Below are 10,367 nucleotides of genomic sequence, written 5' to 3'. Positions count from 1 at the left end.
GATTCTTCAACACCACAATGTTTACAGATTGCCATAGCCGCGCCTCCTTTGGATTAAGGAAGTTACTATAGCCAAAATGTATCTTTATGTAAACACTCTTAACAAATCATCATTAGCTCATGCAATTGCAAGGCTTGGCTGTGTACAGGAATTTACTCCGAGGGACCTGCGGCGCACTGTAAAAACCAGGATGGGTGAAATCGGTATTGAAAAAAGCATTAGGGATCGAATACAAAACCATGCGCTCACCGATGTCAGTTCAAAACACTATGACCGATACGATTATCTACAAGAAAAAAGGGCTGCGCTGTTGGTTTGGGAAAAGTATTTACAAGAATTAATCCAGCACGATCCAAATACTGCCCAGTAATTGAAATTACAGCTAGGGTTAAAACACAAAGCATCTTACTTTTTTATCAAATCGTTAATTGTCAATTGACAACCATCAGTATAAAGACTAGCATTTTAAATAAATACCGAGATAAATAATGCCCCATCAGAATAAAGAGATCGCGGCGGCTTTGGACTATGCGTCGAGCAAAGGATGGCGGATTGTAGAGGGCGGGTCTCATGCTTGGGGTCAAATGTATTGTCCCTATAACGATAGGGCTTGCAGGTGCGGTGAGTTTTGTAGGGCGAGTATCTGGAGTACGCCCAAAAATCCGCAAAATCACGCCAAACAAATTCGACGAATTGTCGATAACTGCATTATGCAAAAGAACACCGATAATAATGAGGAATAAGTGATGGCTGAATATGATTTCACTTTGAAGTTTGATATCGCTTCTCTTGAATGCGAACCAGAAACCCTGCTAGATCAGCTTTACGAGGCTGGGTGTGGGGATGCGATTATTGGTATTGGGGAACCTGGGAGAATCGCCATGAATTTCACCAGGGATTCTAAGTCAGCATCAGAGGCCGTCTCAAGCGCATTAAGCGATGTCAACAAAGCAATACCCCAAGCGAAATTAATCGAAGCCACACCCGATTTTGTGGGGTTGACGGATATTGCAGATATTCTGGGGTGCAGCCGCCAAAACATCAGAAACCTTTATATAAAATATCGGTCGTCCTTCCCATCCCCAATCCATGAGGGCAGCACAACAATTTGGCATTTGGCTAAGGTGCTTTCTTGGTTTAAAGAGAAAGAGAACTACAAAGTGGAGGATAGCTTGCTTGAGGTTTCTTTTACTAACATGAAAATTAACCTCGAACGACAAATTGGGGAAGCTGCTTAATTCCAAATCATAGGTTGTTGGCCGTCCAAGGCCTTAAGCGGCAGCATAACTATCATAAAAGCAGTCGGTGCAAAGGGTTAATTGAGCCAAATTTTGATGGTCAATTTCCGGCCAGGAGCGGCCCTTCAAACTATCCGAATGCTTTTTATCAAACATGGTAAACAGACCTTCGTTTTCAATGAGTGATCAAAACAATCTTTATCATTCTTTTTTAAACTCATTAACGTTGCTTTAGTTGCCTTTCTTTACTAGGTGGCCACCAAAATTTGTTGCCTATCCGTTTTGCGTCCTCTGGAATGTTAGGTTACGTATTTTTAGGTGCGAACATAATGATTGCCATGCCTATCAAGGCAACTAAAGACCCGGTAATGTCCCAGATAGTCGGTTTGACTCCCTCTACACACCAAAGCCATAAAATAGCGACGAAAATGTAGACCCCGCCGTAGGCCGCATACACACGCCCCGCCGCTGTTGGATGAAGCGAAAGTAACCATGCAAAAAGCGCTAAACTAAAAATGGCTGGAAGAAGCAGCCAAATAGGCTTGCCCTCCCTGAGCCAAAGATAAGGCAAATAACAACCGACTATTTCCGCTACTGCGGTAATGAGAAATAAGGCTATCGTTTTCAGTTCAAACATTGGGTTGTCTTGTTAAAGTGCCGTTAGCTTCTGCCTTGGCGGAAGAAATAATATGGATAGCAGAACGCATTAAGTAACACACGAGTCCAAGAGCAACAACCCTGTCAGGCCAGCTTGAACCGGTGAACCAAACGGCTCCAGCCGCCACAAATACCGAAAGATTGGATACGATGTCATTTCTCGAACACTCCCATACCGAACTCATGTTGATGTCTTCTTTGCGATGCCGCCACAGCAGAAAAAGACAAACTGAGTTAGCACGCCAAGAAGGCTAAAAGCACCCATGACTTCGAATAAGGGTAAGCTTGGGACGTAAAGTTTGTAAGCAATTTGAGCGGCCACAGCAAGAGCGGCAAGAAAAATAAGCCATCCCTTAAACAAGGCGACTTTGGCTTTGACGGCGGTGCTCCTTGAAACCGCATAAAGGCTAAGGCCGTAGGTCAATGCATCACCAAGGTTATCCAGGCTATCAGCCAGCAATGCGGTTGATTTGCCATACAGCGCTGCGGAAGCGATGACGAAGAACATCAAGGCATTGATACCTAGAACAATCTGGAGGGTCCCAGGCTGCCTTTCGCGTAGCCGATCTAAAGTACAACCACTGTCACAGCAACCGCTCATCGTAGATTCCTCTTTTCAGGTATATGCTATTGCGTCGCTTATAATTTTACGCTTTTTATTATGGAATAGGCCATTGAAGGATGAAGAGGATAATTAGCCAATGGAAAAACTTTTACCATTTCGAGGATATGTGTCAGTCAAGAAGAGGCAGTGCGTTTTACATTACCTGGGGCATGGCGTAAATAGCCATGTTAGTATCCAATACGACACATAAATTTTAATGATTTAATCGGTAAATACCGCCATGCCAAGAAATACCTCTTTCCTCACGGGTCTTATCGCCATAGCGCAAATTACTTTAAGTGGTTCAATTTTGCTTTTATCATCCGCTATCCATTTTAAAGCGTCCTTCTGGGGGGCATTAGAATCCACAGCTTTAATTAGTGGCGCTACAGTAGCAGCAGGAATTGCCACAAGCATCTTCATCGCCCTTAAAAAAGAAATAAATAGTCATTTCATGGCCAGAAGTGCCGAGGCCTTCAAGTTTTTAAATGATATTAATTTCTTGATTTACTTGGTTGGCGCTTACGCTTTATCTCTGGCTCTTGCCCTAATGACGGTAATTGCCCCTTGGGCTGGAACAGTGGGCATCACCGCCGCGAATGTTTTGCTCGTGATACAAATTATCATGGTCGCCGACCTTCCAAGACGCATTTTCATACTTAATAATGCCTGTGACATGCCAGTTTCTAATGCACAAGTGATCATTGTCCTAACCGCTACTGCCTTGTTTATTGCGTCAGTTGTCCTGTATGGGTTAACTATTGACCACAATCCAGTCGGTTTGCAACCAGGCGAAAACGCAATAGGACAGGTAGGTGGCACGGGGCAATAGCGTGCAAACTGCAAACGCCCTAACAAATTTTCCGTCATAGCCCAAATATCAGGGCTAAACCCACTTCATATTTAACTGGCTCACCCTATGGCTTTTCTTTTTGTAAGGTAGCGATAAGTGGGCAAGTCACTGAGCCAGAGTTTTCTTCACAACGCTTTACCAAATCCGACAAGGCCACTTCCATTTTTTGTAAGCCCACAATCCGATCCCGAATCAATTCCAGTTTGTGGATCGCTATTTCTTGCGCTTCACAACAATGTTGACCGTCCTCAAGGCTTAACAAGTCTTCGATTTCAGCTAAAGAAAAGCCCAACGTTTGCCCGTGTTTTATGAATTGGATTCGTTGGGTATGGCTATCGTTATAGCGCCGGATGCCGCCAAGCGGTTTTTCAGGTTCTACCAGCAATCCCCGCCGCTGGTAAAACCGGACAGTCTCGATGTTTACGCCCGCATTTTTAGCCAATGCGCCAATAGTAAACGACTTTTGGGTCATCAGGCTTGACTCCGTAGTTAGGTACAGGGCTTATCATAAGCCATAGGTTTAACTGGAGCTATTCCCATGAATCAAAAACAGGCCATGATCGCCGGTGTGTTGGCCGGCATGGGTGCCAGCCTTTGTTGCTTTGCCCCTTTATTCTTCGTGAGCCTTGGCTTGGGAGGGGCTTGGTTAGCCAATTTGACAGTTTTAGAGCCGGTGCGCCCCTTATTCATAATTCTTACACTGGCTTTTGTCGGTTTCGCTTTTTATCAGCTCTATCTGAACCCCAAAGAATGTAATCCAGGCATGGCTTGCGCTAATGAAGAAACCCAGGGCAAACAGCGCATTATTTACTGGCTAGTCACCCTCCCATTATTGGGTTTGCTTGTCTTTCCCTGGATCGCCCCCCTGTTTTATTAAGGTCAACCCTATGAAAAAACCATTTGCACCTCTTCTGATCCTAACCATTTTCATGGTCAGCAACGTGATGGCGGCGAACCAATCAGTGATGCTCGAAGTACAAAACATGACCTGTTCGGTGTGTCCATTGACCGTCAAAAAAGCATTAAACAAAGTCGATGGTGTGCAGCAAGTCGAGATCGATTATGACAGCAAGATTGCAACAGTAACCTTCGATGATGCCGTAACAACGACCGCCAAATTAACGGAAGCCACCACCAACGCGGGTTACCCGTCTACCGTCAAAAAACCATGACCCTAAAAAGCACGATCCTGGAATCGACCATTACTTGCCCCCATTGCGGCCACCGTGAAACCGAGACCATGCCCACGGATGCCTGCCAGTTTTTTTATGACTGCAAACAGTGTGGTTTTCTCCTCAAACCCAAAGCGGGGGATTGTTGTGTGTTCTGCTCCTACGGTTCAGTTAAATGCCCACCTATTCAACAACAGAATTCTTGTTGTAGTCCTTAACGCAACTAAAGGGCATCAAGTCAATTAATCATTGACATATTCTATATTTCTATTAACATTGAAATATGGAAAATAAAACTGCCGTAACCACCCTTTCTGCATTGGCCCAAGAATCCAGGCTTACGATCTTTCGTACCTTAGTCCAAGCCGGGCCTGATGGGATGGCCGCCGGAAAAATCAGTGAAACCACTGGCATCCCGCCTTCTTCCTTGTCCTTCCATCTTAAAGAAATGAGCTATGCGGGGATTGTTAATTCCCGCCAAAAAAGCCGCTATATCTACTATTCAGCTAATTTTAAGGTGATGAATGAACTCTTGGCCTTTCTCACGGAAAATTGCTGTGCCGGTGTTGCTTGCGGTGTGGAAACGCCGTGCTGCGAAGAAGACGCTTAACCTTTTACATCCTTAATTAGGAAACCCTCATTTATGAAACGCTTCCAAGTCCATCTATCGGTCAATAACCTTGATGAAAGTATCGGTTTCTACTCGGCGTTGTTTGGACTAGAACCTAACGTCACCAAACCCGACTATGCCAAGTGGATGCTGGACGATCCTCGGATCAATTTCGCGATTTCCGAGCGCGGCGCTAAAGCGGGGTTAGACCACTTGGGCATCCAAGTGGAATCAGACGACGAACTGGAAGAGCTTAACCAGCAGTTTACCCAAGCGGCGTTGCCGGTTGCAGAACAAAAGGGGGCTGCTTGCTGTTACAGCGAAAGCAATAAGTATTGGACGATTGATCCCCAAGGCATTGCCTGGGAAACGTTTCATTCCCTTTCGACCATCCCCATTTTTGGCGAAGATACCCCGGTTCCCATTAAAAAAGCCGAATCGGCTTGTTGCCCTTCGTCATCCGGGAGCAATTGTTCATGAGCGATAAGATTTTCAATGTTCTAATCCTGTGTACCGGCAACTCGGCTCGTAGCATCATGGCCGAGGCGGTATTTAATACGATAGGCAAAGATCGGTTCAACGCTTACAGCGCGGGCAGCCATCCAACAGGCATTGTCCATCCCTTAGCGATCGAACTAACTGAAAAACTGGGTTACCCGACTGAAAAACTCCGAAGCAAAAGCTGGAATGAATTTACCACACCAGATGCACCCCAAATGGATTTCATCATCACCGTCTGCGATAAGGCAGCGAGTGAACCCTGTCCCATATGGCCAGGTCACCCAATAACATCAGATTGGGGGCTTGAAGACCCGGCAGCTATCCAAGGTTCCCTTGAGGAACAACGCCATGCTTTCCAAAATGTATTGAATTACATCATGGCACGGGTTCGGCTGTTCTCAGTCTTGCCGCTTGCCAAACTCGATGAACTGACCATCAAGCGGGAAATGGACAACATCGGACAAATTAAAGATTCCAATTAATTAATATACATGAGACCACAATAATGAAAGTACTGTTTCTTTGCACCGGCAATTCCTGCCGTTCTATCCTAGGCGAAGCCACCTTCAACCATCTTGCCCCGGAAGGCTGGGAAGGCATGAGCGCAGGCAGCAAACCGACCGGCAAAGTCCACCCACGTTCTTTGGCGCTGTTGAACAGCCAAGGCATCTCAACCGAAGGCTATTACAGCAAATCCTGGAATGATTTACCCGCCACCCCTGATATTGTGCTAAGTGTGTGCGGCAATGCGGCCAATGAAACCTGTCCAGTCTATTTAGGTTCAGCCATACGCAGCCATTGGGGCGTCGAAGACCCAGCGCATGTTGAAGGCACAGAAGAAGAAATTACCGCTTCCTTCATGAAAGCCTATCGCATCCTTCGTTACCGTATTGAACAATTCCTGGCCTTGCCGCTGGATGAATTACAGAATGACCGTGACCGCTTGAAAGCCGAGCTGGATCGCATCGGCAATTTGTTACCATAATTTTAGGAGAACCAATATGACCACTATCCAAGTATTTGATCCCGCATTGTGTTGCAGCACCGGCGTTTGTGGCGTCGATGTCGATCAAGAATTAGTCGGCTTTTCCGCAGATGTGGACTGGGCGAAACAGAACGGCGTGCAGATCGAGCGCTTTAACTTGGCACAACAACCGATGGCCTTTGCTGAAAACCAACTGGTTAAAGGTTATCTAGAGCGTTCCGGCGAGGAAGCTTTGCCCTTAATACTGGTCGATGGCGAAGTCGCCTTAGCTGGACGCTATCCGCATCGCAGCGAACTGGCTCGATGGACGGGAATTACTGAGGCAGAACAACCTAAACCATCCGGCTGTTGCAGCGGGAGCAAATGCGCCTAGTCAAATCAGCTACAAATAAATGCTCAACTTTTGGGGATGATCCCAGGCGCTGTGTTTTTTCCTTCCAAACTATGATTTTACTGTTATTAGCCGTAAAACTCTGGCATCACCAATAGGATTTACCGCTATGAATAACCTCAAATTTCTTGACCAGCCGCCGCGTTTCTTGTTTTTCACCGGCAAAGGCGGCGTGGGCAAAACCTCAGTCGCTTGTGCAACCGCGATCCAGTTGGCTGACGCAGGACAGCGGGTATTATTGGTGAGCACTGATCCTGCTTCCAATGTGGGACAGGTCTTCGGCATCACCATTGGCAACCAAATCACAACGGTGACGGCCGTGCCGAATCTAGCGGCACTGGAAATCGATCCGCAAGCCGCCGCACAAGCCTACCGCGACCGCATCGTCGGCCCGGTGCGTGGCGTTTTGCCGGATGCGGTAGTCAAAGGCATCGAAGAACAACTGTCCGGTGCTTGCACGACGGAAATCGCCGCCTTCGATGAATTTACGGCGCTGTTAGTCGATTCGGCGTTAACCGCCGGTTATGACCACATTATCTTTGATACCGCACCGACCGGGCATACCATCCGGTTACTGCAATTGCCGGGAGCTTGGAATGGCTTTCTTGAAGAAGGCAAAGGTGATGCTTCGTGCCTCGGCCCCTTAGCGGGACTGGAAAAACAGCGAACCCAATACAAAGCGGCGGTTGATGCGTTAGCTGACCCACAGCGTAGCCGGCTCATCCTGGTTGCCCGTGCCCAACAATCAACACTACGCGAAGTGGCGAGGACACATGAGGAACTGGATGCCATTGGCTTGTCACAGCAATACCTGGTCATTAACGCACTGCTGCCGCAAGCAGAAGCGGCACAAGATGCGTTAGCAACAGCACTTTTCCAGCGCGAACAACTCGCATTGGAAAGCTTGCCCGACGTGCTAAAAACCCTGCCTTGCGACCGTATTGAGCTAAAACCGTTTAACCTGGTTGGCTTGGAAGCCTTGCGACACTTACTGACCACAGCGGCGCCATCCAGCACACAAAACGAAGCTACCACTATAGCCATTCAGGCACCCAGCCTATCAACACTGGTTGATACGATTGCCGAAGATGGACATGGCCTCGTGATGTTGATGGGTAAAGGCGGCGTGGGTAAAACCACATTGGCCGCCGCCGTTGCGGTTAACCTAGCCAAGCGCGGCCTGCCGGTGCATCTCACAACTTCGGACCCCGCCGCGCATTTGAGCGAAACCTTAAGTGGCGTTATGAATAACTTGACGGTTAGTCGGATTGATCCCCATGAAGAAACCGAACGTTATCGCCAGCACGTCCTTGAGACCAAAGGCGCAAACCTTGATGCCCAAGGTAAGGCATTGCTTGAGGAAGACCTGCGTTCGCCGTGTACCGAGGAAATTGCCGTTTTCCAGGCATTTTCAAGAATCATCCGTGAAGCAGGCAAGAAATTTGTGGTCATGGACACCGCCCCGACCGGACATACCTTACTACTGTTAGATGCCACTGGCGCATACCATCGCGAAGTGAGCCGCCAGATGGCCGGTTCTGAAGTCCATTACCTAACACCCATGATGCAATTACAAGACCCCAAACAAACCAAAGTATTGCTGGTAACGTTAGCGGAAACCACACCAGTTTTGGAAGCCGCCAACCTGCAAGCCGACTTGCGCCGTGCGGGCATTGAGCCTTGGGCATGGGTCATCAATAACAGTGTCGCCGCCACAGTGGTACATTCACCCTTATTACGTCAGCGTGCGGCTAATGAATTAAAAGAGATCGAAGCCGTAGCGACTGTCCATGCGAAGCGTTATGCCGTAGTGCCTTTACTCAAAGAGGAACCGATTGGCGTGGAACGACTTTTGGAATTATCTCAACCAAATTCGACAAATTAAGAGTATCAAAAAATGAACCAACCGACTTGTGAACCGTGCACCCAAACCGGCTTATCCTTCCTTGACCGCTTCCTTACCTTGTGGATTTTTATCGCAATGGCGATTGGGGTTAGCGTTGGCTTTTTCTTTCCGGTAGAGGTCAACGAAATCAATACCGCTGTTTCGGTGGGAACGACCAATATCCCGATTGCCGTGGGCTTGGTCTTGATGATGTATCCGCCGTTAGCCAAAGTGCACTACGAAGAACTGGGGGATGTATTCCGCAACTGGAAGGTATTGGTTCTTTCATTGGTGCAGAACTGGATAATCGGGCCGGTATTGATGTTCGCCTTGGCCATGCTCTTTTTGCGGGACTATCCTGAATACATGACCGGGCTGATTTTAATCGGCTTGGCCCGTTGTATTGCGAGGGTGATTGTCTGGAATGAATTGGCTAAAGGCGATAATGAATACGCAGCAGGTTTAGTTGCATTTAATAGCGTATTCCAGGTGTTGTTTTACAGTGTGTATGCTTGGATTTTTATTACCGTACTGCCACCGTTGTTTGGAATGCAAGGCAGCCTCGTGGCGATTACCATTGGTGAGATTGCTAAAAGCGTCTTCATTTATTTAGGCATCCCCTTTATAGCGGGATTCCTGACCCGTTTTATTTTAATTCGTGCCAAGGGCAAAGACTGGTATCAAGAGCGTTTCATACCGAAAATCAGCCCGCTCACCCTGATTGCCTTGTTGTTCACCATCGTCGTGATGTTTTCGCTCAAAGGTGAGTTGATTGTGCAATTGCCATTCGATGTCGTGCGAATCGCTATCCCACTGTTGATCTACTTTGTGGTGATGTTTTTATTGAGCTTTGCGATGGGTAAAGCCATTGGTGCGGATTACGCTAAAACAACCACATTGGCCTTCACTGCCGCCAGCAACAACTTTGAACTGGCGATTGCCGTCGCCGTGGCAGTATTCGGCATCAATAGCGGGGCGGCTTTTGCGGCGGTGATAGGGCCGCTCATTGAAGTGCCGGTCATGATCGCTTTGGTGAATGTGGCTTTTTTCTTCCAAAAACAAATCTTTGTGAATGCTGACCTAATCAAGTCAACAACGAAATGATTCTGGAATAATAGGGTAAGTAACGAAGGTTGTTTTGATCTGACCCTAAAAATGAAATCATCTGGTTGTTTTTGATGCGGAATGACCGACTGGTTTGAGGTTCGGGGGTCATTCGCTGCCAGCTCACGATAGACTGCAACGGGTCGACTGGAGAGATTCAACTTGTATCAAACTTGGCAAATGCCAGGGTCTGCTTTGTATTAATGCCTAATATTTAATTTCAAAAAGACAGGTTTTTTTCAGATGGCCAGTATTGGTATTTTCGGCAAAATAAACCGCACAAAAGCAAAGGTCGGTTGTTTGTGGCTAAGTTAAAAAAAGTCTGGTAATGTTCGTGTTGCCGAAACAATTTCCGGCCGGTTTAGGG

Annotated in this window: 18 protein-coding genes; 14 read left to right on the top strand and 4 right to left on the bottom strand. The window is 47.2% G+C overall.

The genetic code is table 11. The features are described 5' to 3' along the window. Positions 1–190 precede the first annotated feature (190 nt). The 3 genes from ABL924_RS16535 (at position 191) to ABL924_RS16525 (ending at position 1,238) form a co-directional block, all read left to right on the top strand. Positions 191–370: a hypothetical protein gene (locus ABL924_RS16535; RefSeq protein ID WP_349028206.1), complete on the top strand. Its 180-nt coding sequence runs from the start codon at positions 191–193 to the stop codon at positions 368–370. A 118-nt stretch (positions 371–488) separates the two neighbouring features. Then, complete coding sequence (locus ABL924_RS16530; protein ID WP_349028205.1) at positions 489–743, top strand: hypothetical protein; 255 nt, start codon at positions 489–491, stop codon at positions 741–743. A gap of 3 nt (positions 744–746) precedes the next feature. Next, complete coding sequence (locus ABL924_RS16525; protein ID WP_349028204.1) at positions 747–1,238, top strand: DNA-binding protein; 492 nt, start codon at positions 747–749, stop codon at positions 1,236–1,238. Between the two features lie 304 nt (positions 1,239–1,542). Here the strand turns inward: ABL924_RS16525 and ABL924_RS16520 are convergent, their stop codons facing one another. Genes ABL924_RS16520 through ABL924_RS16510 form a run of 3 tightly spaced genes read right to left on the bottom strand, consistent with a single transcriptional unit; the run spans position 1,543 to position 2,496 of the window. Further along, positions 1,543–1,875: a YnfA family protein gene (locus ABL924_RS16520; RefSeq protein ID WP_349028203.1), complete on the bottom strand. Its 333-nt coding sequence runs from the start codon at positions 1,873–1,875 to the stop codon at positions 1,543–1,545. Next, positions 1,868–2,080: a hypothetical protein gene (locus ABL924_RS16515; protein WP_349028202.1), complete on the bottom strand. Its 213-nt coding sequence runs from the start codon at positions 2,078–2,080 to the stop codon at positions 1,868–1,870. Before ABL924_RS16515 ends, ABL924_RS16520 begins: the two co-directional genes overlap by 8 nt. Continuing rightward, positions 2,077–2,496 carry a hypothetical protein gene (locus ABL924_RS16510; RefSeq protein WP_349028201.1) on the bottom strand — a complete coding sequence of 140 codons (420 nt, stop codon included), beginning with the start codon at positions 2,494–2,496 and terminating at the stop codon, positions 2,077–2,079. Before ABL924_RS16510 ends, ABL924_RS16515 begins: the two co-directional genes overlap by 4 nt. A 244-nt stretch (positions 2,497–2,740) precedes the next feature. Between ABL924_RS16510 and ABL924_RS16505 the strand changes: the two genes are divergently transcribed. Beyond that, positions 2,741–3,331 carry a hypothetical protein gene (locus ABL924_RS16505; protein WP_349028200.1) on the top strand — a complete coding sequence of 197 codons (591 nt, stop codon included), beginning with the start codon at positions 2,741–2,743 and terminating at the stop codon, positions 3,329–3,331. Positions 3,332–3,416: 85 nt separating this feature from the next. Here ABL924_RS16505 and merR read toward each other — a convergent pair whose 3' ends face one another. Then, on the bottom strand, positions 3,417–3,824 hold the full coding sequence (gene merR / locus ABL924_RS16500) for an Hg(II)-responsive transcriptional regulator (protein WP_349028199.1): 408 nt from the start codon (positions 3,822–3,824) through the stop codon (positions 3,417–3,419). Between the two features lie 66 nt (positions 3,825–3,890). Between merR and ABL924_RS16495 the strand changes: the two genes are divergently transcribed. The 10 genes from ABL924_RS16495 to arsB all read left to right on the top strand — a co-directional run bounded on the left by ABL924_RS16495 (position 3,891) and on the right by arsB (position 10,000). After that, entirely contained in the window at positions 3,891–4,229 is a 339-nt protein-coding gene (locus ABL924_RS16495) for a mercuric transporter MerT family protein (protein ID WP_349028198.1), read from the top strand. 10 nt (positions 4,230–4,239) lie between these two features. Continuing rightward, positions 4,240–4,524 (top strand): mercury resistance system periplasmic binding protein MerP, encoded by a 285-nt coding sequence (gene merP, locus ABL924_RS16490; protein WP_349028197.1) that lies wholly within the window; start codon positions 4,240–4,242, stop codon positions 4,522–4,524. After that, complete coding sequence (locus ABL924_RS16485; RefSeq protein WP_349028196.1) at positions 4,521–4,742, top strand: GDCCVxC domain-containing (seleno)protein; 222 nt, start codon at positions 4,521–4,523, stop codon at positions 4,740–4,742. The genes merP and ABL924_RS16485 overlap by 4 nt, the downstream gene beginning before the upstream one ends. Positions 4,743–4,807: 65 nt before the next feature. Beyond that, on the top strand, positions 4,808–5,134 hold the full coding sequence (locus ABL924_RS16480; protein WP_349028195.1) for a metalloregulator ArsR/SmtB family transcription factor: 327 nt from the start codon (positions 4,808–4,810) through the stop codon (positions 5,132–5,134). A 33-nt stretch (positions 5,135–5,167) separates the two neighbouring features. Beyond that, the gene (locus tag ABL924_RS16475; protein WP_349028194.1) at positions 5,168–5,614 is read left to right on the top strand and encodes an ArsI/CadI family heavy metal resistance metalloenzyme; all 447 of its coding nucleotides are present in this window, start codon (positions 5,168–5,170) and stop codon (positions 5,612–5,614) included. Beyond that, a complete protein-coding gene (locus ABL924_RS16470; protein WP_349028193.1) occupies positions 5,611–6,117 on the top strand; it encodes an arsenate reductase ArsC in 507 nt (168 codons plus the stop codon). The genes ABL924_RS16475 and ABL924_RS16470 overlap by 4 nt, the downstream gene beginning before the upstream one ends. Before the next feature lie 23 nt (positions 6,118–6,140). Continuing rightward, positions 6,141–6,620, top strand: coding sequence for an arsenate reductase ArsC (locus ABL924_RS16465; protein ID WP_349028192.1), 480 nt, complete (start codon positions 6,141–6,143; stop codon positions 6,618–6,620). Between the two features lie 16 nt (positions 6,621–6,636). Then, positions 6,637–6,993, top strand: coding sequence for an arsenite efflux transporter metallochaperone ArsD (arsD, locus tag ABL924_RS16460; RefSeq protein ID WP_349028191.1), 357 nt, complete (start codon positions 6,637–6,639; stop codon positions 6,991–6,993). A 127-nt stretch (positions 6,994–7,120) separates the two neighbouring features. Further along, positions 7,121–8,896, top strand: coding sequence for an arsenical pump-driving ATPase (gene arsA, locus ABL924_RS16455; protein ID WP_349028190.1), 1,776 nt, complete (start codon positions 7,121–7,123; stop codon positions 8,894–8,896). A 12-nt stretch (positions 8,897–8,908) separates the two neighbouring features. Beyond that, positions 8,909–10,000, top strand: coding sequence for an ACR3 family arsenite efflux transporter (gene arsB / locus ABL924_RS16450; protein WP_349028189.1), 1,092 nt, complete (start codon positions 8,909–8,911; stop codon positions 9,998–10,000). Positions 10,001–10,367 lie beyond the last annotated feature (367 nt).

Source organism: Methyloglobulus sp., from assembly GCF_040079455.1.
Lineage (GTDB): Bacteria > Pseudomonadota > Gammaproteobacteria > Methylococcales > Methylomonadaceae > Methyloglobulus.
Note: the sequence above shows the minus strand (reverse complement) of the source record. Positions and strands in the feature narration are given on the sequence as shown.